The sequence below is a fragment of the Streptomyces sp. NPDC007991 genome, from assembly GCF_042958445.1.
Lineage (GTDB): Bacteria > Actinomycetota > Actinomycetes > Streptomycetales > Streptomycetaceae > Streptomyces.
The window spans coordinates 395,338-417,874 of sequence record NZ_JBIBJD010000005.1 but is presented as its reverse complement, the minus strand read 5'-3'; the positions used below and the strand labels follow the sequence as shown (position 1 = coordinate 417,874).

Genomic DNA, 22,537 nt, shown 5'->3' with positions numbered 1-22,537 from the left:
TCGTTTCCCGACTCCTACCTGCACCGGGCGGGCGGGAAACGCGAGTTGAGGCCTCAGTGGCCGTTGCTGTGCCGCGCCGGCGGTGCGACGCGGACGTCCAGGTCCGAGATCCGGTGGACGGGCCAGGTGCGGGCATAGCGGGGCGGGGTGCCGCCGGCCGGTGCGATGTGCGCGACCGGGAGACGGTCCGCGGTGCGCAGGACGTCCGCCACCGTGGTGTTCTCGTTGTGGCCGGAGGTCGCGCCCGAGGAGCAGCCCGTGTAATAGCCGATGGGAATGGCCTCGTGGCCGGTGAGCAGGCAGGGCGGGCTCACGCCGAGGCGGTGCAGCGCTCCGGCGGTGCGGTCCCAGTCGCGGCGGCTGTCGGTGTTGCGGGAGACGGTGTTCTCCAGGACGGCGATCTGCACGGCCAGATGCCCGGCCAGGCCGAGCGCGACCGCGGTGGCGGCCACCGGCCGCCATGTCCGGCCCGGGGTTCTGACCAGGTGCCACAGGGCGTCGGCGACCGGGATGGCGAGCAGCGCGTAGGCAGGCTGGAGGAAGCGGGGCGCCGCGTAACCGATCATGAACAGGTACGGCAGTGCGGCCGTGGCGGCGCAGGCCAGGGGGACCAGGGTCCGTCCCAGGCGCCGGGCCCGGGCCGCGACGAGCAGACCGAGGCCTGCGAGGACCGGCAGGGCGAACCACCAGACGGTGACCACGGGGTGGGGCATGGACCCGGTGCACGGCCGGCACAGGGCCCGTCCGCCCAGGCTGCGCAGCTGGTCGTCGACCGCGATCTGCCAGCCCAGTCCGCCCTGGATGCGGGAGGCGTCCGACAGCCGCTGCCCGAGCCCGCCGTGGCCGACGTAGGCCTCGATCACCCATTCGACGGCGCCGGCCGCGAGGCCTGCCGAGAGGACGAGGAGGAGGCGCCAGTGGCGGCGGGCCAGGGCGAGGACGAGCAGCGGTACGGTCACCCAGACCGCGTCGGTGGGCCGCATCCACGCCATGAGGGCGGCGCCCGCGGCGACGCCCCACAGCGCCGTCCGGGCGCGGGGGTGCGCCCGGGCCCGCAGGAAGCAGCCCACGGTGACCAGGGCACCGATCGCGACCCAGTAGTTGGGCATGGCCTGCGGACCGTAGAAGAGGGTCACCCACAGGGACGCGAAGAGGGCGCCTCCGGCGGCCAGGACCCGGGTCGGGAACAGGCCGCGCCAGGCGCGCAGGGCCAGGTAGAGGGCGAGGCCGGACAGCAGGGCGAGGTAGACGCGCAGCAGCGGTGTGGACGACGACCAGGACGCGATCGGCGCCACGAGCAGGGAGACGCCCCGGGAGCGCGGTGCGCTGAAGAAGGCCGCCGGGGTGTCGGGGGTGACCTGGCTGACGTAGACGATCTCGTCCCAGCCGAGGCCGAGGACGGGCCGGACGAGGACCAGTTGCGCGACGGTGAAGACCGCGGCCACCGCGGCGAGCGGTCGGTCGACGCGGCTCCTGCGGCTGGTGCCCGGCCCGGGCGTCTGTGTGCGTCTTCGCCTGCGAACGAGAATCGCGTTCGCGCCGTGGGACATCGTCCACCCCTAACCCCTACGCGCGTAGGGCCGCTGCGACCTCCACGGCCCGTGGGCCGAAGGCGGAGGTCCGATGATCGGAAAACACGGCCAAACTAACCCGCGGGGCGTAGGGGTGCAGACCGGAATTCGGCCAAGTGCCTGACGCGATCGGGAGGTCAGCGGGTGTTCGGGGCGCGGTGCGGGGGCCGGCCCGGGGCCGGACGCCGGGTCGGCGGGGGCACGGGGCGGGTGACGGGGGTGTCCTCACGCACCGTCACCTCGGTGCCGTGGTGGCGGATCGTCAGGGGCGGGCCCGAGCGCAGGGTGTACGTGGCCTGACCGGAGGTCAGCTCCACCCGCAGGCAGCGGCCGAGGAAACCCACCGAGAAGGCCAGCCGGCTGTACCGCTCGGGCAGGCGCGGCGCGAACCGCAGGCCGCCGTCGGCGCAGCGCATACCGCCGAACCCGGCGACCAGCGCCATCCAGGTGCCGGCCAGCGAGGCGATGTGCAGTCCGTCGCGGGTGTTGTGCTCCAGGTCCCCGAGGTCCATCAGCGCGGCCTCGGCCGTGTAGGCGCAGGCCAGGTCCAGATGGCCGGTCCGGGCGGCCAGGACGGCCTGGACGCAGGCCGACAGGGAGGAGTCTCGTACGGTCAGCGGCTCGTAGTAGGCGAAGTTGCGGGCGATCTGCTCCTCGTCGAAGTACTCCTCGAAGAAGCTGCCGCAGCTGTACATCGCCAGCACCAGGTCCGCCTGCTTGATCACCTGCTTGCGGTACAGGTCGAAGTAGGGGAAGTGCAGCATCAGCGGGTACTGGTCCGGGCCGGTGCGGGCGAAGTCCCAGCGCTGGTAGCGGGTGAAGCCGGCGTGCTGTTCGTGCACGCCGAGCTCCTCGTTGTAGGGGACGTGCACCGCCTCGGCGGCGTCCCGCCAGGCGGCCCGCTCCTCCTCGTCGGCGCCGAGCCGGGCCGCCTCGTCGGGGTGGCGTTTGCAGGCGTCGGCGGCGGCGAGCAGGTTCGCCCGGGCCATGAGGTTGGTGTACGTGTTGTCGTCGGCGATCGCGCTGTACTCGTCCGGTCCGGTGACACCGTCGATGTGGAAGACGCCCCGGTCGTCGTGGTGGCCGAGGGAACGCCACAGGCGGGCGGTCTCCACCAGCAGCTCCACCCCCACCTCGCGCTCGAACTCCTCGTCGCCGGTGACCGCCACGTACCGCACCACGGCGTCGGCTATGTCGGCGCCGACGTGGAAGGCGGCCGTGCCCGCCGGCCAGTACGCGGAGCCTTCCGAGCCCTCGATGGTGCGCCAGGGGAACGCGGCCCCGCGCAGGCCGAGCTGGGCCGCGCGCTCCCGGGCGGCGGGCAGCGTGCCGAGGCGCCAGCGCAGGGCCTCGGCGGCGGCCGCCGGCGCGGTGTAGGTCAGCAGCGGCAGCACGAACGCCTCGGTGTCCCAGAAGGCGTGGCCGTCGTAGCCGGAGCCGGTGAGTCCCTTCGCGGGGATGGCGCGCTGTTCGGCGCGGGCGCCGCCCTGCAGGACGTGGAAGAGGGCGAAGCGGACGGCCTGCTGGATCTCCTCGTCGCCGTCGACCTCGACGTCGGCGCGCTCCCAGAAGGAGTCGAGGTAGGCCCGCTGGTCCTTCAGGAGCCCCCACCAGCCGCTGTGCGCGGCCGCCGCGAGGGCCGCCTCGACCTGGTCGCTCATCGCGGGCCGGGAGCGGGCGGCGGACCAGCCGTGCGCGACCAGCTTCTCCACCCGCAGCCGCTCCCCCGGCTCCAGGACCGAGGTGACGGTCAGCCGCGCCACGTCCACGTTGCTCTCGCTGCTGGTGGTGGTCCGTTCCGGGCCGGTGACGAGGTGGTCGGCGGCCACGGCGACCCGCAGGCCGCTGCGCCGGGTGCGGTGGACCAGGCGCAGCCTGCTGCCCGAGGCGAGGTCCTCCTCCGGTTCCAGCGGCGACTTCAGCGCCCGCGCGGCGCGCGGGTCGCCGTCCGGCTCGGGCAGGCTCTCGTTGGCGACGAGTTCCGACTGGACGACGACGCGGGTACGGCTGTCGACGGGCTCCACCTCGTAGGCGACGGCGGCGATCGCCCGCTGGGTCAGGGAGACCAGCCGCGTGGAGCGCACCCGGATGGTCGAGCCGGCCGGGGAGGTCCACTCGCAGACCCGTTCCAGCACGCCGCGCCGCAGGTCCAGGGTCCGCTCGTGGGTGACGAGCCGCCCGTAGCGCAGGTCGAACGGCTCGTCGTCGACCAGGAGGCGCAGCACCTTGCCGTTGGTGACGTTGATGGACGTCTGGCCGGACTCGGGGTAGCCGTAGCCGGCCTCGGCGTAGGGCAGCGGGTGCAGTTCGTGGACGCCGTTGAGGTAGGAGCCGGGCAGGCCGTGCGGTTCGCCCTCGTCGAGGTTGCCGCGCCAGCCGACGTGGCCGTTGGACAGGCCGAACACGGACTCGCTCTGGGCCAGGACGTCGAGGTCGAGCTCCGTCTCGCGCACCGTCCAGGGTTCGACGGTGTACGCCCGCTGCGCGATCACCGCGTGCCCCCCAGTTCGGCGAGGTCCGTCACCACGATGTCGGCGCCGTGCGCGTACAGCGCGTCGGTCTGTCCCACCCGGTCGACGCCGACGACGTACCCGAAGCGGCCCGCGCGGCCCGCGTCCATGCCGGCCAGGGCGTCCTCGAAGACGGCGGCTTCGGCCGGTTCGATGCCGAGGTCCTCGGCGGCGGCCAGGAACGTGTCGGGGTGCGGTTTGCCGGGCAGCTTGCGCTCGGCGGCGACCACGCCGTCGATCCGTACGTCGAAGAAGTGCTCGGCGCCGATCGCGCGCAGCACGTCACGGCAGTTGGCGCTGGAGGAGACGATCGCGGTGCTCAGTCCGTGGGCGCGGACCGCCTCCAGGTAGCGCAGGGTGCCGTCGTAGGCCTCGACGCCGTCGGTGCGGATCTTCTCCAGGACCAGCTCGTTCTTGCGGTTGCCGAGCCCGTGCACGGTCTGCGCGCCGGGTGGGTCGTCCGGGTCGCCGTCGGGCAGGTCGATGCCGCGGGAGGCGAGGAAGGTGCGCACGCCGTCGGCGCGTGGTCGCCCGTCGACGTACTCGTCGTAGTCGGACGCCGCGTCGAACGGCCGGAAGTCCGCGCCGTCGCGCTCGCGCAGGAAGGCGTCGAACATCTCCTTCCAGGCGGCCGCGTGCACGACGGCCGTCTTGGTGACGACACCGTCGAGGTCGAAGAGGCAGGCGTGGATGTCTTCGGGGAGACCGAGCTGCGTCATACAGATCCGGTTCCCCGGCCGGCGATGTCCAGTGAGTGGCGCACGCCACATTCCGGAGGATGGCAGACTCTGCGGTGTGCCGCTCACCTTCGACGACCTCGTCCACCGCGCCCGCGCCCTGCCCCGGGGAGGCCGGCGCGCGATCCTCGGCATCACCGGCAGCCCCGGCGCGGGCAAGTCGACGCTCGCCGAGCGGCTGGTGCGGGAACTGAACGGATCCGGCGCCCCCTGGGTGGCGCACGTCCCCATGGACGGTTTCCATCTCGCCGACGCCGAACTGGAGCGGCTCGGCCTGCGGGACCGCAAGGGCGCGCCGGACACCTTCGACGCGGCGGGGTACGCGGCGCTGCTGCGGCGGCTGCGCTCCCAGGAGCCGGATGACGGCATCGTGTACGCGCCCGGTTTCGAGCGGGTGCTGGAGCAGCCGGTCGCGGGGGCGATCCCGGTGCCGCCGGCGGCCCGGCTGGTCGTGACGGAGGGGAACTACCTGCTGCTGGACACGGGCGCGTGGCGGCGCGTCCGGGCCGAGCTGGACGAGGTGTGGTTCTGCCGGCTCGACGAGGACGAGCGCGTGCGCCGGCTGGTGGCCCGGCACGAGGAGTTCGGCAAGAGCCACGACGAGGCGGTGGCCTGGGTGCTGCGCTCGGACCAGCCCAACGCCGCACTGGTCGCCACGACCCGGGACCGCGCCGACCTCGTCGTGCCGGAGTCCGCCCTGCCGTGTGTGGACGCGCAGGCGTGAACGGACGGCGGGTCAGCGCCCCAGCGTGAGCTCCGGTTCCGCGTCCGCGCCGCCCGCCGCGTCGCCGATGACGGCCGTGAACGCCTCGGTGCGGACCGTCAGGACCGTGCCGTCGCGCTCGAACCCGGGTGTGAACGCGCTGTCGTCACGGCCGTAGCGCACGGCGAAGACGTGCAGGTCCTCGGGTGCGCCGGGGGCCGGTCCGGCCTCGATGGCGGTCGAGGTGACCAGGTGGCGCCAGCCCTCGTCGGGGTTGCCGTAGCCGCGCGGATCGAGGGCCAGGGCGAAGGCGGCCTGCTCCTGGGTGGTGGCCGCGCGGGCGTCGAAGTGGTGCGGGCCGTCCGGGCCCGGGTGGGTCAGCCGCAGTGTGCCGGCCGACGTCACCCGGGGCTCGGCGGTCCTGCGGACCCGGTCGCCGTCGTCCTCGGCGTACGGCATGCCCGCCAGCAGGTACGGGGTGCCGTCGAGGCGTTCCACGGCCACGGTCGTCCACAGGCTGGTGCCGTCGGTGACGTAGAGGGACCGCACATGGCGCAGGACGTGGTCGCGGCCGACGACGGGCTGGGTGACCAGCTTGGCCGCCAGGCCGCCGGCGCGGACGTCACGGACGCGGACCTCGCCCATCGGGCGGCAGAGCAGGAAGCCGTCGGTGACGGGGCCGAAGCCGTGCTGGCGGTTGACGGCGGCGGCCAGGTAGTAGGTACCGCCCGCCTCGATGACGGAGGGGGTCATACGGTCGTCGAAGGCCACCGACACCGTGCCCGCGCGCAGGTGGTGCCGGGCCGCAGCCGTGGACGGGGCGCGGTGCCAGGGCGTGGTGTCCTGGATCTGCCAGACCAGCATCCACGCGAAGTGGCCGTCGACGCCGCCGTCCGCCTTGACCGCGTGCCGGGCCCAGCGGCTGTCGCCCCGGTAGCGGCCCAGGTCGGAGCCGATGCGGGCGCTGAAGTAGCGCAGGCCCAGCACCGACTCGAAGGCGGAGTGCTGTTCGCTGTAGCGCGGGCCGCCGTTGTCGAAGCCGCCGTTCGTCAGGCGGGCGTCGATGTAGCGGGCGAGCGCGTCGCCGTCCTCGGCGAAGACCTCCTCGCCGCTGACCCGGTGGGCCTGGGCGAGGAAGGACAGGGAGATCGGGCCGTAGTTGTTGTCGTAGGCGCCCCCGTGCTCGGGCGGCAGGAGCGCGCCGCGGTCGCGGACGCGGTGGGCGCGGATCTCGTCCTGGTACAGCCGCAGGGCCTCCCGGCGCACCGGGTCGCCCTCGGCGGACGGCAGGTGCCGGGCCAGCATCAGGCCGCCGACGACGCAGCCGATCGCCTGGTTGCCGGCTTCCTGCGGGTTGAAGAACGTGGCCTTGGTGAGCCAGCGCCAGTAGCCGTGCGCCACGTCGAGGAGCCGGGCGCGCTGTGCGTCGTCGACGAGGCCGTCCGCCGCGTCCAGGACGTTGACGGACTGGAGCAGCGCCCATACCGTGCTCGGCCAGTCACCGATGGGGTGGGCTCCGGCCGCCAGGGTGTAACGGGCGTACGGCAGACCGGAGTTGCGCACCCGGAGGTTGGGGTAGCCAGGGTTGTCCTCGGTGTAGACCCGCTCGTCCAGGTGGAAGGCGAGGCTGCGGCGTACCGCTTCCGGCAGGCGTGGGTCCTTGGTGCGCTGCCAGGCGAGGGCGAGCAGGGAGGTGATGCCCAGGGACGTGTCGCCGATGTCGTCGGCACAGTCCGGGTGTTCGAGGTTGCCCTCCGGCGTCATGCGGGCCAGGGCCTGCTCGGTGACGTCGGCGAGGACGGCGTCGTACGCCTCCGGGGTGTCCGGGAGGTCGTGCAACGGGCCGCGCTGGTGAGGGAGGTGCACGGGTGGATCAGCCCTTCATGCCCGAGGTCAGTCCTTCAGTCCGGCATTGATGTCGGCGCCCATGACATAGCGCTGGAAGACCAGGAAGATGGCGATCAGAGGGATCATGGAGATCACCGATGCGCCGAGCAGGACCGACCAGTTGATGTTCTGCGCGCCGACGATGCTCTGGATGCCGATCTGCACGGTGAACTTGTTGGGATCGTTGAGCATCAGCAGCGGCCAGATGTAGTCGTTCCACCGCCACTGGAAGGACAGGATGGCGAGGGTCAGCATGATGGGCCGGGAGAGCGGCACCATGATCCGCAGGAAGATCGACAGTTCGCGGGCGCCGTCGATGCGTGCGGCTTCGACGAGTTCGTCGGGAACCGTCAGGAAGAACTGGCGGAACATGAAGCATCCGGTCGCGGTGAGCACGGCCGGGAGGATGATGCCGGCGAACGAGTTGTAGAGGCCGAGGTCGCGGACCACCAGGAACTCCGGGGCGAGCATGACCTCGGACGGCAGCATCGTGGTGGCCAGGATGCACAGGAAGAAGACCTTGAGCCACTTGTTGTCGTACTTGGCCAGCGCGTACCCGGTGCAGCAGCTGACACCCACCGTGAGGATCGTCGTGATCACGCACACGATGGTCGTGTTGACGAAGTACTGGGAGAAGTTGGCGCTGTTCCACGCTGCCTTGAAGCCCGACAGGGTGGGGTCGTGCGGAACCAGCGTCAGCGGATAGGAGAACAGGTCGCCGGCCGGCTTGAGGGAGCTGAGGATGAACCACAGCACCGGCAGCCCGTAGAGGCAGGCCAGCAGCCACAGCAGTGTCGTCGCGGACACCGCCTGCCGGAGCCCGCCGGTGGCCGCGCCGCGGGGCCGCTTCTTGGAGACGGGCCGTGCGGATCCGGCGTCGACCGGGCGGGGCATGTCTGTGGTTGTCATCGGTTCTCCACCCGCCGGTTGACGATCAGCTGGATGATCGCTACGGCCATCAGGATGAGCATGAGCACGAACGACGCGGCGCTCGCGTAGCCGATCTGGCCCCGTTTGAAGCCGGTCTCATAGATGTACTGGACCATCAGGTTGTTCGACGTTCCGGGTCCGCCGTTGTTGAGGGCGACGAACACCGGGTATTCCTTCATCGCGTTGATCGTGTTGAGCAGGATGACGATGAACGAGGTGGGCGCGATGCTCGGCAGCGTGATGTGGAAGAACTGGCGCCACGGACCGGCGCCGTCGAGGGAGGCCGCCTCGTAGTACGACAGCGGTACGTTCTTGATCGCCGCGATGAACAGCAGCATCGAGAAGCCCGTCCAGGCCCAGGACGCCGCCATCACCACCACCAGCAGCGACAGGTCGGCGTTCGACTGCCAGGGCACGGCGCTCCCGCCGAGCTCGTGGATGATGTAGTTGACCAGTCCGAAGTTCTCACCGAACAGCCACCGCCACAGGACACCCACGACGATGGGCGACAGCAGCCACGGGATGAAGAAGATGACACGGGCGACCGACGCGCCCTTGGCGTGCCTGCTCACCACGACGTTGGCGATGAGCAGCGAGAACGCGAAGTTCAGCGGAACGAAGAGCACGGCGTACAGCAGCGTCCGGGTCAGCGCGTCGTAGAAAGTGGAGTCCCCGAACAGGTTCTGGTAGTTGTCCAGTCCGACGAACTGGAACACCCCTACACCCGTGTAGTTCGTGAAGGAGTAGACGAGCCCGATCACCGCCGGCCAGACGAAGAACAGCGCGAAGAGCACGACGTTGGCCGCGATGAGCACGAGCGGCGCAAGGGTGTACTTGCTGCGTCTCCTGGGCGGGCTCGCGGACACGTCCGGGGCGCTTTTGGTCATCTTCCTGACTCCGTGCTGGTGGAATGGGTTCCTGTGGGCTCAGGTCACGAGCCCGGCATCACGCGGGGGCCCGGAGGCCGGGCGGCGGTGTCTCGACCCCGCCGCCCGGGCCTGCCTGGCCGCGCTCAGCCGCCGACCTGCTGGTTGTAGACGTCCACGATGGTGTCCAGCGCCTTGTCGACCGACTGCTGGCCGTTGATCGCCTTGCCGAGCTCCGTCTTGGTCGGGTCCTCGGGCAGGCTCTTGCCCTTCAGCACCCACTTCGTCTGCGCGGTGTTGAAGTAGCCGGAGATCGGGGCGTAGAGCGGGATCGACTCGTTGTACAGCTTGAACGCCGCCTGCGCCGCATCCGACTTGAAGGGGTACTTCGGGTTCAGGCCGCTCTCGACCGGCAGGAAGCCGGACGTCTCGCACAGCTCCTGGTAGTGCGCCGGCTCGTACAGCCAGGTCAGGAATTTCTTCGCGGCGTCGGCCGCGGCGGCGTTGTTGTTGAAGCCCACCGTCATGCCGCCGCTGTTGACGTCGCTGGCCTGCACCGGCTCGGCGGGAGTCGGGACGCTGGCCCAGTCGAACTTCTTGATGCTCTCGGCGAAGGCGGGAACCTGCCACACGCCGGACCAGTAGGCGACCACGTCACCGCTCTGGAACATGGCCGACGGGTCGGCGCCGCTGGTCCACACCGACTTCGGCATGGTCTTGTCGTCGTTCATCCCGACGAAGCGCTTCACGGCCTTCCTGGTCGCGGCGTCCACCGAGAACTTGCCGGAGGAGTCCGCGTGGACGTACTTCCCTCCGAGCTCGTACACCATGGCGCGGAGCCGGGACGGCGACTGGTCGAAGGTCAGGGAGTACTTGGCGCGGGTCTTCTCCCGGACCTTGTCCGCCGCCTTGATGAACTCGGTCCAGGTCCAGGTCTTCTGGGGCGAGGTCGGGAAGGAGACACCGGCCTTCTCGAACAGCGTCTTGTTGATGAACATGCCGGACGCGGTGACGTCCGAGGGGATGGACAGCACCTTCCCGGACGAGTCCTTGGCGACGAAGTTGGCGTTGATCTTGTTGCTCTTCTTGTTGGCGATGGAGCTGAGGTCGATCAGCTTGTTCGCCCAGATCGGGTCCAGCGCGGGCACGGCCGCCACGTCGGGCAGGGAGTTCGCCTGCGCGGCGTTGTGCAGCTTCGTCGGGTAACCGTCGTAAGGAATGTTGACGAGGTTGACCTTGACGCCGGTTTCCTTCTTGTACTGCGTCACCATCTTCTTCCAGCCCGCGTCCTGCCCCGGAACCGTGGAGATCCAGAACGTCAGCGACTTGGAGGTCCCGCCCGAGTCGGACCCCGACCCGCAGGCGGAGAGCAGAAGGGCACCTGCCGTGGCCACGGCAGCGAGGGGAACCACGCGGCGTATGCCGCCGCGGCCGAGTCGGCGGGAGCGCCGCACACCCACACTGGTCATCTTCGATCCCTTTTCGTCGTAGCGGAGGAAGCACGGCGCCAGCCGAGGCGGCACGGGTGCAGTTCGCGGGAAAAATTCGCTTTCCGGGGGCACGGCCTCGCCCGGCCGCGACGCCTTGACGGGTGGGGTCCCCGGCCATGCCGGCCGACGTCGCACAAGCACGCCCTCGTGCGGCTGCCGTACTTCTCGTACGGGCGGGAGGCTCACCCGGAGTCGGCGTCCCGGCCGACTCAGAAAGCGCTTGTCCGGACATTGGCAGACCGATGGCGCAGCCGTCAATGCTTCGCCCGTACAGCTCCGGTCACGGTTTGAATTCCATGGGCGACCGCGAGCCTGCTGGCGCCCGCCACGGTGCCGGTGTCGCCCACCACGCTGCTGACCACCTCGGTGGGCCAGCTCAGCCGGGCCAGCTCGGCCCGCACACCGGGCAGGAGCTGCGGATCCGCTCCGGTGCCGCCGCCCAGGACGATCAGGCCGGGGTCCAGTACGGCGGCGACGGCGGCGGCGAGCCGGCCCACGTCGGCGGCGTGCGAGGCGATGACCGCGCCGGCCGTGGCATGCCCCTGCCCGGCGAGGGCGACGAGCCGCTCGGCGGTGCGCGGGCGGGGTCCGTCGCCGTCCTGCCAGGCCTCGGCCGCCCGGCGCAGCAGGGTGCGCGAGCCCATGCGCTGCTCCAGGCCCTCGTGGCGCGGGGCGCGGTCGTCGTCCCAGGGGTAGGGCAGCCGGGCCACCTCACCGGCGGCGCCGTTCGCCCCGCGCAGCACCCGGCCGCCGATGACGACGGCGAGACCGATGCCGACGCCGATGCGCAGGTAGCCGAAGGTGTCACGGCCGACGGCGGCGCCCTCGTGGAGCTCGGCGAGGGCGGCGCAGTTGACGTTGTTCTCCAGGTGGACGGGAACGCCCTCGGGCAGCGCGACGGCCATGGCGTCGAAGACGGGGCCGGCCTTGGCGGTCGCGGGGCGCTCCCCGGCGCGGTCCCGGGTGGGGACGTCACCGACGGCCACGACCACGGCCCGCAGCGGGGCCCCGGCGGGCAGCGCGTCGAGGACCTTGCGGACGGTGTCGGCCGCGTCCGGGCGGGAGCCGGTGCCCTCGGCGAGCAGGGTGCCGTCCAGGGCGCAGCCGCGCACCCGGGTCACGGCGGGCCCCAGGTCGACCGCGAGCACGGCGCCGGCGGCCGGTCCGAGACGGTAGATCGCGGCGCTGCGGCCGGTGCCGCCGGAGGCCCTGCCGGAGTGGGCGGCGAGCTCGACGGCTTCGAGCTCGGCCACGGCGGAGGAGACGGTCGGCTTGGAAAGGCCCGCACCGGCCGCCAGCTGGGGGCGGGTGGCCGTGCCCGTTCCGGCCAGTACGTCGAACACCACACGGGCACTCTCACTCAGGTGCATGGTCTCCCCAGGTCGTGCTGCGGCCGTGCAGGGCGGCGGCAGGGGTCGCGCGGCATCGGGATTCCGTGCCTCTTGACGCGCACCCTACTTCGTTAGTTAACTTCCTAACGAACTTCACGGTACTCGCCTGCCGTGTTCCGCAGAAGCCCGTCCCGGGGCTTCCCTACCTCTTCAACTGCCGTGGTCCGACGGGCGGTTCGCCTGCCGTCGTCGTGCCGCGCAACGACGAAAGAGGACCCGTGCAGGACTCCACGCCTTACGTGGTCGGTATCGACGTGGGCGGCACGAAGACGCATCTGCGTGCCCTCGCGGGCGGCGGACGCGTCGTCGACCGTGTCCGCGACAGTGCGGGCTGGCGGCCGCACGAGCCCGAAGCCGCGGCCGGCCGGCTGGCCGCGCTGGTCCGCGAAGCCCTGCCGGCTGACGCACACCCGTCCGCCGTCGCCGTGGGTGGCCACGCCTGCGAGACACCCCGCCAGTGCGAAGCCATCCGGACCGCGCTTCAGGAACGGCTCGGGGTGCCCGCGCTGGTCGTGGGCGACGCCGAACTGCTCGTTCCCGCCGCCGGGCTGGACAAGGGCGTCGGACTGGTCGCCGGTACCGGGTCGGTCGCCGTGGGGCGGCTGCCCGACGGCCGTCCGGTCCAGGTCGGCGGCTGGGGCGCGGTGCTCGGCGACGAGGGCGGCGCGGCCGGACTCGTCCGCGAGGCCGCACGGGCCGTCTGGGCGGCACACGACCGCGGCGAGGAGCCCGACGCGCTGGCCGCGGGGCTGGTCGCCGCGTTCGGCGTGGCCGAGGTGCCGGCGCTCGGCGCCGCGCTGGAGGCCGCCACGGACGTCTCCGCGGAATGGGGCCGGCACTCCCCCGCGGTGTTCGCCGCCGCCGAGGCGGGCTCACCGCTCGCCCGGGCCGTGATCGCCGAGGGCGGCCGGGCGCTCGCCGCGCTCGTCGTACGGCTCGCCGGGCGCGGGGTTGCGGTGGACGACGTGGTGGTGGCGGGCGGCACGGTCCTCGCCCAGCCCGCGCTGTACGCGGCGTTCACCTCCGCGCTCGCCGAGTCCCTGCCCACGGCCCGGCCGCAGCCGCTGCGCGTGCCGCCGGTCGAGGGCGCGGTGGCGCTGGCCCGTTCGCTGCGGTGAGCCGGGCCGGAGCCGTTCACGCTCCCGACACCGGCTGGTGGCCGGTCCCTCCCCGAAGGGTCACCGCACGGCCGTAGATCTTCGCTCGTCCCCCGGCCGCACGGCCGGAGACCTTCGCTCCTCCCCTTGGCCGCACGGCCGGAAGTCTTCGCTCCTCCCCCGGCCGCACGGCCGGGGAACGCGCCGCAGAAGTCTGTCGCAGACCCCCTCGCAGAACTCAGGAGAGGCACAGCATGCCGTCACCAGCCGGGCAGTCCACCACCGCGTCCGTCGACCGGCGCGGTTTCCTCAAGACCTCCCTCGGCGCCTCGGCCGGCCTGCTGGCCGCGCCCACCTTCGCCTCGTGGCTCGGCGCCGCCGACGCGAAGGCCGCCACGGGGCCCGCCGCGTTCGTCGACGACTACCAGTCGAACGTCATGGCGAACCAGACCCCCGAGACCAACGCCGTCGTCCGGATCCTCGGTGGCATGGCAAAGGTGTGGAAGACCGGCGGCGCCTGGGACACCGGCCGCGTTCTGGACCGCGAGGTGCTGCGCGCCAACATGCGCTACTGCGCCCGGGTCACGACCTCCCGCACCGAGGCGCAGGCGAAGGAGGCCTTCCTCTACGACCGCCAGCACCAGAGCTACGCCATGATCGGCGGCCTGGGCCCGCTCGCCGGCCTGTACACGTCGGGTGCCAAGGCGGTCACGTCGATCACCTCCGCCCCGGACGGCACGCCCGCCGGGAAGGTCAACGACACCCTGCCGGCCGACGCCCCGGCCGGATCCGCGCTCGGCGCGGGCTCCTACGACTCGGAGCTCGGCAAGGTGGCCAAGCTGGTCGACACCGTGCGCGGGCCGTACGCCTCGGGCAACCCGGCCAAGTTCGCCTTCCAGTACCCGCGCCCGTGGCGGATGAACGAGGACAGCGAGGTCGTCGACACGGGGAAGAAGGACGCCCTCGGGTACCCGGTGTACGAATCGGACGTGGTCGTGGCCCCGCAGCTGCTGCGCCAGCGCTCCGAGACCCCTCAGGAGGACGGCGGGTTCCCGAGCGGCCACACCAACGCCTTCCATCTGGCCTCTCTGGCCTACGCGTACGCGGTGCCCGAGCGTTTCCAGGAGCTGGTGACAAGGGCGTTCGAGCTGAGCCACACCCGGATCATGTCGGGCATGCACTCCACCGTCGACGTCATCGGCGGCCGGATCATGGCGACGGCCCTGACCGCGGCGACACTGGCCGACCCGGCGAACGCGGAGCTCAAGGCCGCGGCACGCGCCCAGGCCCTCGCCTACTTCACCGAGAAGACCGGCACGACGCCGGACACGCTGTACGCCTACGCCCACTCGGACGCCGGCGACGCCTACGCCGACCGCGAGGCCAACGCCCGTGCGGTCGGGTCCCGGTTGACGTACGTCCTGCCCCGCCGCGGCCACAAGGACCCGCTCACCGTGCCCAAGGGCGCGGAGGTCCTGCTGGAGACACGGCTGCCGTACCTGAGCGCGGCCCAGCGCCGTGAGGTGCTGCGCACGACCGGGCTGCCCTCCGGGTACGTCCTGCTGGACGGCTTCGAGCAGTGGGGCCGGCTGAACCTGTTCGCGGCGGCGGACGGGTACGGCGCCTTCGACACCGACGTCACGGTGACACTGGACGCGGCGGCCGGCGGCTTCCACGCCGCGGACAGCTGGCGCAACGACATCGAGGGCGACGGCGGGCTGACCAAGCGCGGCACGGGCACGCTCACGCTGAGCGGCCACAACCGGTACCACGGCGGCACCGTCGTCGAGGACGGCACGCTGGTCGCCGCGTCCCCGAACGCCCTGGGGCAGGGCGACGTCCGGGTCACGGGCGGCTCCCTGCGCGCGGACCGGGTCCTGCGGGTGCGCGGCTCGTACCTCCAGGAGGGCGAGTCGACACTGGAGCTGACGCTGCGCGAGAACCACGGCCCGGCGCTCACGGTGAGCCGGCGCGTGCTGCTCGGCCGGGGCAGCGTGCTGTCGCTGCGGCTCGACGCCGAGCGGCCGCCGGTCGCGGGGACCACCGTCCCGGTCCTGTCCGCTCCGGCGCTGCGCGGCCGGTTCGACCGTGTCGAGCTGGACTCGACGACGCTGCGGGCCGTGCCCGTGCACACCGCTGACGGTCTGTCGGTGCGGCTCGTGAAGCGGTGACGCCCCGAGCGGCGGGGCGCTGGTGCAGAGTGGGCCCATGAGGGACCTCTGGACCGCTCCCGCCGTTCCCCGGCCGCTGTCGCTCCCCAGGCCGTCGCCGGCGGGGGCCACCCGGCGGCCCGGCAGACGGTGGCCGCTGCCGCTCCTGGTGTCCCTGCTGCTCGCGGCGATGGCGTTCGCCATGGTCAGCACCGCCGTGCGGCAGACCCCGACGATCGACGAACCGGTGTACGTGGGCGCCGCCGCCGAGTACACGCACCAGCACCGGCTGCGCCACAACCCCGAGCACCCGCCCCTCGGCAAGCTCCTCATCGGCGTCGGGGTGGCCCTCGCGGACCCGCGTGTCGACCCCTCCTTCACCGGGGAACAGGGCGCGGTGGGGCGGCACTTGCTCTACGAGACGGGCAACGACCCCTGGCGGCTGATGCTGTGGGCCCGCCTCCCCGTGATCGCGCTGACGCTGCTGTTCGGACTGGTCGTCTTCGCCTTCGCCCGTGAACTGGCCGGAGCGGCCGGGGCGTTGGCCGCGCTCGCCCTGTACTGCTTCTCCCCCGACGTCATCGCGCACGGCTCGCTCGCCACGCTCGACGTGCCGGCCGCCGGGTTCGTGCTGACGTCGGCGTGGCTGCTGTGGCGCGCGCGCCGCAGGCCCTTGCTGTATCCACCGCTCGCGGGGGCGGCGCTGGGGGCGGCCCTGGCCACGAAGTTGAGCATGCTCCCGGCCGTGCCGGTGCTCATGGCGCTGGCCGCCGTGTCGGTGTGGCACGCGTCCGAAGGGGGCCGGCGTCTCGTGCGTGCGGCCGTCGGGGCGGGTGTGGTGGCTCTGGCGGCGATCGCGGTCGTGTGGGTCACGTATCTGCTGGTCGATCCGCGGTTGCGCTGGACGCCGGAGCAGCATGTTCCCGTGGTGCACGGGCTGCGCGGGCTGCTGGTCCGGCTCCTGCCGTTCCCGGAGGCCTGCCGGGACGGGATGCGGGTCCAGTTCGGGCTGGAGAACCGGCCGTGGCAGGGCTTTCTGTTCGGCCGGCTGTATTCGGGCTCGCTCTGGTACTACCTGCCGGCCGCGCTGCTGGTGAAGACGCCGCTCGGGATGCTCGCGCTGTGGGCCGCCGGGGCGGCCGTCGTGGTCGCGGTGCGCCGTCTGCGGCCGGCCGCGCCCTATGTGCTGGCCCCGCCCCTGGTGCTGCTGGCGACGGCCATGCAGGCGGCGCGGGACTTCGGCACGCGGTACGCCGTCTTCCTGCCGCTGTTCCTCGCGGTGGCGGCGGGGTGCGTTCTCGTGGTGCCGCGGCGGTGGATCTCGGTCGGGGTGGGGGCGCTGGTGGCGTTCGTCGCCGTCAGTTCGCTGCGGACGTACCCCTATTACCTCCCGTACGCCAACGAGGCGTTCGGCGGGCCGGGCAGGACGCGGGAGTTCCTGCACGACTCCAACGTGGACTGGGGGCAGGATCTGGGGCGGCTCGCGGAGCGGCTGCGCGAGCGGTACCGCGGTGAGCGGGTGTGGCTGGTGTACAAGGGCAGCGGGGTGCCGTCCTTCTACGGCATCCGGGCCGGTGATCCTCGCGGGGTGCCGGTCGGTGACGTGCGGGGGGTGCTGGTGGTGTCGGACTCGGCGGCCGCGAAGGCGACCGGGCGGCTGGCCGAGTTGATCGGCAGCAGCCGCCCGGTCGACGACGTCGGCCATTCGATCACGATCTATCGCCGTTGAGCGTTCGGCCGGCGTGTCGTGTGCGGGTCAATGAGTCGCGTGGAAGAAGCCGTCCGTGCTCACGTGCTGCATGACGCGACTGGCCACGCGATAGCGCCCGTTGGGCACGTCCGGGCACCTCGCGACGTGTACCGCGAGCGGGCCCGCGAACTCGTAGCCCCTGCGTTCCGCGTGGCGGGACAGGCTGTCGGTGAGGGCCTGGCCCACGCTGGTGCCGTGGCGCGTCAGCTGGTCGTGCACCTCGTCGGCGAGTTCCACGTCGTAGGCGTTGGGGACCATGACCCGGCCCGCCCGGCACACCACGGCGTTGTCGTCGCACTCGTGCCGCAGGGCGTCGAGGACCTCGACCGGCTCCTTGTCGAGGACCCGGGCCCACAGGGCGTCCCATCGGTTCTCCAGTGTCTCCTCCAGCGCACTCAGTGCGCCCATGCGGTCTCACCTGCCGGAAGCGTCGTCGGTTCGGTTGCGGTGGCGGGCCCGGAGAGCGCTAGCGCTCGTCGTAGTCGTCGGGCCGTACCTCGGCCTCCTCCAGGGCCTCGCGCATCGTGCGGCCGGTCGCGCCCGGCGGCCGGGACTGGCTGTCGTCCTGGTGTTCCACGACCTCGTCCGTGGTCTGCGTCTTGGGCCGGTTCTCCTCGGGAACGGTCATGCCGATGGCTCCTCGTGCGTCGTCTCGGGATCTTCTGCCGCGGCGGGTTCCCGCCCGGCGTCCGGGTATCCCCCTGCCGGGCACCTCATGTGCTGCGCGAAGAAGCCCTGGTCACCACGGTGCGTGAGCTATGTTGAACGTCCCCGGGAGACAGGAGGCGAACCGGTGCCATCGCCGCAGCAGGCACGCGCACAGGCATCCGCGATCACCTCGGGAAAGGCCGGCCCCGAAGCGGAGATCTCCCCGTCCGCCCAGCTCAGAGCCCTCTTCGACCGGCCCCGGCTGTCCCCGGGCCAGCGGCGCATCGCCCAGTACCTGATCGAGAACATCACCGAGGCGGCGTTCCTGTCCATCACGGATCTCGCGGACCGGGTCGGCGTGAGCCAGCCCTCGGTGACGCGGTTCGCCTCGGCGGTCGGCTTCAGCGGTTACCCGGCGCTGCGGGAGAAGCTCCAGTCGATCGCGCTGGGCACCCTCGCGGGCGGCGGACCGGCCGAGGAGAACCGGGGCAACGAGCTCCAGGCGGCGGTCGACGCCGAGATCGAGAACCTGGAGAACCTGCGGCGGGACCTCGCCGACCCGGACCTGGTGATCGACGTCGGCCGCAAACTGTCGTCCTCGACCCCGTTGACGGTCCTCGGCCTGCGCATCTCCGTCTCGCTGGCCGAGTACTTCGCCTACGCCGCCCGCCGGATCCACCCGGACGTGCGGCTCGTGACGCGGGGCGGCAGCGTCGCCTACGACGCGCTGCTCCAGTCGCGCGAGGCGGGCGGCACCTGGGTGCTGGCGTTCTCCATGCCCCGGCACGCCCAGGAGACCCTGACGGCCGTCCGGGTCGCGCGGGGCGCCGGGCTCAAGGTCGCCCTGATCACCGACCTGGCTCTCGGGCCGCTCGCGGACGAGGCCGACGTCGCCTTCGCCATCGGGACCGGCTCGCGCCTGGTCTTCGACTCCTACGCGGCCCCGGGTGTGATGTGCTCGGCGCTGCTGCAGGCCATGACGGACGCGGACCCGGAACGGACCCAGGCCCGGCTCGAGGAGTACGAACAGGTCGCCGACCAGCACCACTTCTTCCTCCGGGACTGAGCGGCATCCCACAACAAAGCGGATATGAATGTTTTCATGCCGCTTGAAAACCGGATGGCATATATAAATACTGCACACGGATCGCGACCCGGCCCTTCCGGATCCGTTCCGCACCCGAGGGGCCGGCTCCTACCCGCTTCGGCGCCCCGGGTGTCCGTGGCGGCCCCGGTCATCCCCTAGGCCGGGGCCACCCCGACCCGTCGTCCACCCTCACGACGCCGCACACCCCGGAAGCGATGATCATGCCCCTGACGTCCACGCGCATCAGCCCGGACTGGCCCTGCCAGGTCAAGACCCCCGGGAGCTACGACTGGGAGCGCTCGGCGGCCAAGTGGCTGCGCGAGCTGGTGCCCGCGCGCTACGCCGGCTACCCCGTGTTCGTCCGCCACCCCGTCCTCCTCGCCCGGCACGCCCACATCCAGGTCCAGCAGGAACTCAGGGTGGCCCGCACCGCCCTCCAGACCGCCCGCGCCGACCTGCCCGGACTCGGCCTGCACGAGGGCGTCATCGAGCACACGATCAAGCTGTACGCGGCCGAGGTCATGCAGTTGCAGCACATCGCGCGCAGCGTGCGGGCGGTCACCCAGGCACTGGTGGAGGCAAACCGCTGACCCTCGCGGCATGCCCTGCCTCAGGCGTGGCACCCGTGAGCGGATGAGCACCACCGAAGTCCGGCGCGGTGAGCCGGTGACCACGGTTCTGACCTGGCAGGTACGTCCCGGCCGGGAACGGCAGTTCGAGGAGTGGACGCGCGGCATCACCCGCTGTGCCAGACAGTTCCCGGGCAACGAGGGCGTCTCCTGGCTCACGCCCGAGGACGGCCACCGCTACCACGCGGTGCTGCGCTGGTCCGACCAGCACCGCCTCGCGGCCTGGCTGGAGTCCGAGGAGCGCGCCCACTGGCACCGGCGGATCGAGGACATCGCCACCGAGGTCAGCAGCGAACGCCAGTCGACGACCGGGATGGAGACCTGGTTCAGCCTGCCCGGCACCACCGTGCAGGCCCCGCCCCGGTGGAAGATGGTCCTCACGACGTTCCTCGGCGCGTATCCCTTCACCCTGCTCATCCAGTGGCTGGTCACGCCGCACACCACCGGCTGGCCGCTGCCGCTGCGGGCCGCCGTGTTCCCGCTGGTACTGCTGCCGACGCTGACCTACCTGGTGATGCCGAGGCTCAGCCGGCTGCTGCGGCTGTGGCTGTATCCGCGCGACGGCGACTGAGGGCCGTGAGGCTGCTGTGACCCGAGTGGCCCCTGGGAAGCGGGAGCCGCCCGTGCGCACAAGGCAGTCTTCGAACGGGCCCGCGTGTGCGATGCTCAACGCGTGACGAGCGAGCCCGTGCCACCGGCGGAGCCCGGTGCCGCAGCGGACCTGGCCGAACTGGCAAAGATCGTCGCCCGGCAGCGCGCCGAGCTGGACCGGCTGCGCGACCAGGCGGCGACGTCGGCTGTCGTCGAACGGGCCAAGGGCGCCGTGATGGCGCTCACCGGGTGTTCCGCCGACGCGGCGGACGAGCAGCTGCTCCAGCGGGCCAAGGCGGCGCGTCACACCCTGCTGGAGGAGTGCTGGATCACGCTCGGGTCCCTTGCGCCCACGGCACCCGGCCCAGGTGAGGCGACCGAGCCCCTCGGCGCCGGCTCCCCCGGCTCCGGCACCGCCGCCCTGGTGGAGACGGCCGCTCCGGACGACGTCTCCGCCGCCCTGGCCCGCCTCGGGCAGGCCCTCGTCCGGGTGATGACACCGCCCGACCTCGCCCGGTGCCTGCTGGAGCATCTCGCGCCCGACATGGCGGCCGACGCCGTCATGATCTACGCCCGCAGGCCCGACGGCGGACTCGAACTGATCGGGCACGCCGGCATCGACGACCAGCTGGCCGCCCAGTGGAGCCGGGTGCCGCCGCTGAGCGGAATCCCGGCGCTGGAGGCGCTGCAGGCGGGCGAACCGTGCTGGCTGGAGGACGTCAGCACGCATGAGCGGCGGGACCTGCTGATCGGGGACCCGCCCGAGCGGTGGCGGTCGCGCGCCTGGCTGCCCGTGCTCACGGCGGGCTCGGCCCGGGTCTGCATAGGCGTACTGCGCGCCCACGCCGGATCGTTCACGCCCCGCGACCGCGCGCATCTGCGGGGCGTCACCGGGCTGTGCGCCGGCCGGCTGCGCGCCTTCGACGCACCGGCCGAGCGGGCCGGCGACGCCTCCACGGACGCGGTGCAAGCACTGTTCGACGCGCTGCCGGTCGCGGCGATGCTGCTCAGCCCCCTGCGGGCCGCGTCGGGCGAGACCGAGGACTTCCTGGTGGAGGCGGCGACCGCACGGGCGGGTGACCTGCTGGGCCGCCCCGGTGAGGAGCTGGCCGGCCGGCGGCTGCTGGAGTTCCGGCCCGCCCTGACGGAGGAGCCGCTGTGGCAGGGCTGCCTGCACACCCTGGCCACCGGGGAGCCGTACGAGAGTGAACCGTTCGCGCACGAGGAGGTGGTGGCGGGCATCGCGGCGCTGTCCACGTATTCGGCGCGGGTGGCGCGGCTGGACGACGCGCTGGTCGTCAGCTGGATCCGGCACGGCTCCTCCGACCGGCAGGAGCAGCGGCTGGCGGATCTCCAGCGGCTCGGCAACATCGGCTGGGCGAACTGGAACCTGGCCACGCAGGAGGCCTCCTGGTCGACCCAGGTGTTCGCCATCTTCGGCCGGAACCCCGCCCAGGGGCCGGTGCGGCTCGCCGGGATGCCGGAACTCGCGCTGCCCGAGGACGCGCCCGCGCTGACCCGCGCCGTCCGCGACCTCGTCCAGCGGGGGCGGGCGTTCGACCTGCCGTTCCGCGTCAGGACGAGCGGCGGCATCCGGCATCTGCGGCTCGTGGCCGAAGCCGTGACCGATGTGCACGGCACCCCCGTCGAGGTGCACGGTGTCGTCCAGGACATGACGGCCCGGCGGCGGGCGGAGCTCGCCCTGGTCGAGAGCGAGCAGGCGATCCTCACGCAGCACGACGTGCTCCAGGCCGAGCGGACCCTGGCCTCCCGGCTCCAGCACGCGCTGCTGCCGCTGGCCAACCGGCCCGTCCACCTGGCGGGGCTGCGCGTCGAGGTCGCGTATCTGCCCGCCCAGTCGGGTGTGCACGTCGGCGGTGACTGGTTCAGCGCCGTGGAACTGCCCGACCGGGACGCGCTGCTGGTGGTCGGCGATGTCGCCGGGCACGGCGTCGACGCCGTCGCCACGATGGCCCAGCTCCGCTTCACCGCCAAGGGCATGGTCATCACGGGCTCCTCGCTGACCGGCGCGCTGGTCCGGCTGAACACGCTGCTGCTGCACTCCCGCGATTCCCACGCGACGGCCACCATGGTGCTGGCCCGGTACGACCCCGGGCAGCGGCGTCTGGTCTGGGCTCAGGCGGGGCACCCCCCGCCCCTGCTGCTGCGCGACGGCGAGGCGCGGTATCTGAGCCGCCCCAAGGGCATGCTGCTCGGCGCGACCACGGCTCCGGTCTTCGAGGAGGCGGAGTGCCGTCTCGAACCGGGCGACCGGCTCATCCTGTTCACCGACGGTCTGGTCGAGCACCCTCCGCAGAGCATCGACCGGGGCCTGGAGCGTCTGGCCGAGGCCGTGGCCGCCCCGCCCACGGACGCGCCCGCGGCCCTGGGGCCGTTGCTCGCGCGGATGCTGCCGGACGAGCGGCGCGACGACGTGTGCGTCGTGGACGTCCGGGTTCCGAGAGTTCTGGAGGCATAGGGGGTTCGACAGCCGGAACCC

General features: G+C 72.4%; 18 protein-coding genes. 8 read left to right on the top strand and 10 right to left on the bottom strand.

Annotated elements, in window-relative coordinates:
* Positions 1 to 53 precede the first annotated feature (53 nt).
* From ACFZDA_RS16510 to ACFZDA_RS16500, 3 genes are all read right to left on the bottom strand, one after another.
* The gene (locus ACFZDA_RS16510) at positions 54 to 1,550 is read right to left on the bottom strand and encodes a hypothetical protein (RefSeq protein WP_391081128.1); all 1,497 of its coding nucleotides are present in this window, start codon (positions 1,548 to 1,550) and stop codon (positions 54 to 56) included.
* A gap of 158 nt (positions 1,551 to 1,708) precedes the next feature.
* Positions 1,709 to 4,063, bottom strand: a complete 2,355-nt coding sequence (locus ACFZDA_RS16505) for a glycosyl hydrolase family 65 protein (RefSeq protein WP_391081126.1) — start codon at positions 4,061 to 4,063, stop codon at positions 1,709 to 1,711.
* The gene (locus ACFZDA_RS16500) at positions 4,060 to 4,800 is read right to left on the bottom strand and encodes a beta-phosphoglucomutase family hydrolase (RefSeq protein ID WP_391081124.1); all 741 of its coding nucleotides are present in this window, start codon (positions 4,798 to 4,800) and stop codon (positions 4,060 to 4,062) included. Before ACFZDA_RS16500 ends, ACFZDA_RS16505 begins: the two co-directional genes overlap by 4 nt.
* Before the next feature lie 76 nt (positions 4,801 to 4,876).
* Between ACFZDA_RS16500 and ACFZDA_RS16495 the strand changes: the two genes are divergently transcribed.
* On the top strand, positions 4,877 to 5,542 hold the full coding sequence (locus ACFZDA_RS16495) for a nucleoside/nucleotide kinase family protein (RefSeq protein ID WP_391081121.1): 666 nt from the start codon (positions 4,877 to 4,879) through the stop codon (positions 5,540 to 5,542).
* Positions 5,543 to 5,554: 12 nt separating this feature from the next.
* On the opposite strand, the gene ACFZDA_RS16490 is transcribed toward ACFZDA_RS16495, so the two are convergent.
* The 5 genes from ACFZDA_RS16490 to ACFZDA_RS16470 form a co-directional block, all read right to left on the bottom strand.
* A complete protein-coding gene (locus ACFZDA_RS16490) occupies positions 5,555 to 7,387 on the bottom strand; it encodes a hypothetical protein (RefSeq protein ID WP_391081118.1) in 1,833 nt (610 codons plus the stop codon).
* 27 nt (positions 7,388 to 7,414) lie between these two features.
* Positions 7,415 to 8,317 carry an ABC transporter permease subunit gene (locus ACFZDA_RS16485; protein WP_391081115.1) on the bottom strand — a complete coding sequence of 301 codons (903 nt, stop codon included), beginning with the start codon at positions 8,315 to 8,317 and terminating at the stop codon, positions 7,415 to 7,417.
* The gene (locus ACFZDA_RS16480; protein ID WP_391081113.1) at positions 8,314 to 9,225 is read right to left on the bottom strand and encodes an ABC transporter permease subunit; all 912 of its coding nucleotides are present in this window, start codon (positions 9,223 to 9,225) and stop codon (positions 8,314 to 8,316) included. The genes ACFZDA_RS16485 and ACFZDA_RS16480 overlap by 4 nt, the downstream gene beginning before the upstream one ends.
* Positions 9,226 to 9,350: 125 nt before the next feature.
* The gene (locus ACFZDA_RS16475) at positions 9,351 to 10,673 is read right to left on the bottom strand and encodes an extracellular solute-binding protein (RefSeq protein WP_391081110.1); all 1,323 of its coding nucleotides are present in this window, start codon (positions 10,671 to 10,673) and stop codon (positions 9,351 to 9,353) included.
* Between the two features lie 275 nt (positions 10,674 to 10,948).
* Positions 10,949 to 12,064: an ROK family protein gene (locus ACFZDA_RS16470; RefSeq protein ID WP_391081108.1), complete on the bottom strand. Its 1,116-nt coding sequence runs from the start codon at positions 12,062 to 12,064 to the stop codon at positions 10,949 to 10,951.
* Between the two features lie 239 nt (positions 12,065 to 12,303).
* Here ACFZDA_RS16470 and ACFZDA_RS16465 point away from each other — a divergent pair, with 239 nt between their 5' ends.
* The 3 genes from ACFZDA_RS16465 to ACFZDA_RS16455 all read left to right on the top strand — a co-directional run bounded on the left by ACFZDA_RS16465 (position 12,304) and on the right by ACFZDA_RS16455 (position 17,061).
* Positions 12,304 to 13,203 (top strand): BadF/BadG/BcrA/BcrD ATPase family protein, encoded by a 900-nt coding sequence (locus ACFZDA_RS16465; RefSeq protein ID WP_391081105.1) that lies wholly within the window; start codon positions 12,304 to 12,306, stop codon positions 13,201 to 13,203.
* Between the two features lie 233 nt (positions 13,204 to 13,436).
* Positions 13,437 to 15,353 carry a phosphatase PAP2 family protein gene (locus tag ACFZDA_RS16460; protein ID WP_391081102.1) on the top strand — a complete coding sequence of 639 codons (1,917 nt, stop codon included), beginning with the start codon at positions 13,437 to 13,439 and terminating at the stop codon, positions 15,351 to 15,353.
* Positions 15,354 to 15,522: 169 nt separating this feature from the next.
* Complete coding sequence (locus tag ACFZDA_RS16455) at positions 15,523 to 17,061, top strand: phospholipid carrier-dependent glycosyltransferase (RefSeq protein WP_391081725.1); 1,539 nt, start codon at positions 15,523 to 15,525, stop codon at positions 17,059 to 17,061.
* Positions 17,062 to 17,088: 27 nt separating this feature from the next.
* Here the strand turns inward: ACFZDA_RS16455 and ACFZDA_RS16450 are convergent, their stop codons facing one another.
* Both ACFZDA_RS16450 and ACFZDA_RS16445 read right to left on the bottom strand, forming a co-directional pair.
* Positions 17,089 to 17,490 carry an FhaA domain-containing protein gene (locus ACFZDA_RS16450; protein ID WP_391081099.1) on the bottom strand — a complete coding sequence of 134 codons (402 nt, stop codon included), beginning with the start codon at positions 17,488 to 17,490 and terminating at the stop codon, positions 17,089 to 17,091.
* A 58-nt stretch (positions 17,491 to 17,548) separates the two neighbouring features.
* On the bottom strand, positions 17,549 to 17,710 hold the full coding sequence (locus tag ACFZDA_RS16445; RefSeq protein ID WP_391081096.1) for a hypothetical protein: 162 nt from the start codon (positions 17,708 to 17,710) through the stop codon (positions 17,549 to 17,551).
* 165 nt (positions 17,711 to 17,875) lie between these two features.
* Between ACFZDA_RS16445 and ACFZDA_RS16440 the strand changes: the two genes are divergently transcribed.
* From ACFZDA_RS16440 to ACFZDA_RS16425, 4 genes are all read left to right on the top strand, one after another.
* The gene (locus ACFZDA_RS16440) at positions 17,876 to 18,796 is read left to right on the top strand and encodes an SIS domain-containing protein (protein WP_391081093.1); all 921 of its coding nucleotides are present in this window, start codon (positions 17,876 to 17,878) and stop codon (positions 18,794 to 18,796) included.
* Positions 18,797 to 19,032: 236 nt separating this feature from the next.
* On the top strand, positions 19,033 to 19,407 hold the full coding sequence (locus tag ACFZDA_RS16435) for a hypothetical protein (protein WP_391081092.1): 375 nt from the start codon (positions 19,033 to 19,035) through the stop codon (positions 19,405 to 19,407).
* 43 nt (positions 19,408 to 19,450) lie between these two features.
* On the top strand, positions 19,451 to 20,017 hold the full coding sequence (locus ACFZDA_RS16430) for an antibiotic biosynthesis monooxygenase (RefSeq protein ID WP_391081089.1): 567 nt from the start codon (positions 19,451 to 19,453) through the stop codon (positions 20,015 to 20,017).
* Between the two features lie 102 nt (positions 20,018 to 20,119).
* On the top strand, positions 20,120 to 22,516 hold the full coding sequence (locus ACFZDA_RS16425) for a SpoIIE family protein phosphatase (RefSeq protein WP_391081087.1): 2,397 nt from the start codon (positions 20,120 to 20,122) through the stop codon (positions 22,514 to 22,516).
* Positions 22,517 to 22,537 lie beyond the last annotated feature (21 nt).

Bases quoted from the DNA above. Each gene is read 5' to 3' on its own strand.
- ACFZDA_RS16510 (WP_391081128.1), bottom strand. From the start codon at position 1,550: ATGTCCCACGGCGCGAACGCGATTCTCGTTCGCAGGCGAAGACGCACA.
- ACFZDA_RS16500 (WP_391081124.1), bottom strand. From the start codon at position 4,800: ATGACGCAGCTCGGTCTCCCCGAAGACATCCACGCCTGCCTCTTCGAC.
- ACFZDA_RS16485 (WP_391081115.1), bottom strand. From the start codon at position 8,317: ATGACAACCACAGACATGCCCCGCCCGGTCGACGCCGGATCCGCACGG.
- ACFZDA_RS16480 (WP_391081113.1), bottom strand. From the start codon at position 9,225: ATGACCAAAAGCGCCCCGGACGTGTCCGCGAGCCCGCCCAGGAGACGC.
- ACFZDA_RS16475 (WP_391081110.1), bottom strand. From the start codon at position 10,673: ATGACCAGTGTGGGTGTGCGGCGCTCCCGCCGACTCGGCCGCGGCGGC.
- ACFZDA_RS16470 (WP_391081108.1), bottom strand. From the start codon at position 12,064: ATGCACCTGAGTGAGAGTGCCCGTGTGGTGTTCGACGTACTGGCCGGA.
- ACFZDA_RS16460 (WP_391081102.1), top strand. From the start codon at position 13,437: ATGCCGTCACCAGCCGGGCAGTCCACCACCGCGTCCGTCGACCGGCGC.
- ACFZDA_RS16455 (WP_391081725.1), top strand. From the start codon at position 15,523: ATGGCGTTCGCCATGGTCAGCACCGCCGTGCGGCAGACCCCGACGATC.
- ACFZDA_RS16450 (WP_391081099.1), bottom strand. From the start codon at position 17,490: ATGGGCGCACTGAGTGCGCTGGAGGAGACACTGGAGAACCGATGGGAC.
- ACFZDA_RS16445 (WP_391081096.1), bottom strand. From the start codon at position 17,710: ATGACCGTTCCCGAGGAGAACCGGCCCAAGACGCAGACCACGGACGAG.
- ACFZDA_RS16435 (WP_391081092.1), top strand. From the start codon at position 19,033: ATGATCATGCCCCTGACGTCCACGCGCATCAGCCCGGACTGGCCCTGC.
- ACFZDA_RS16430 (WP_391081089.1), top strand. From the start codon at position 19,451: ATGAGCACCACCGAAGTCCGGCGCGGTGAGCCGGTGACCACGGTTCTG.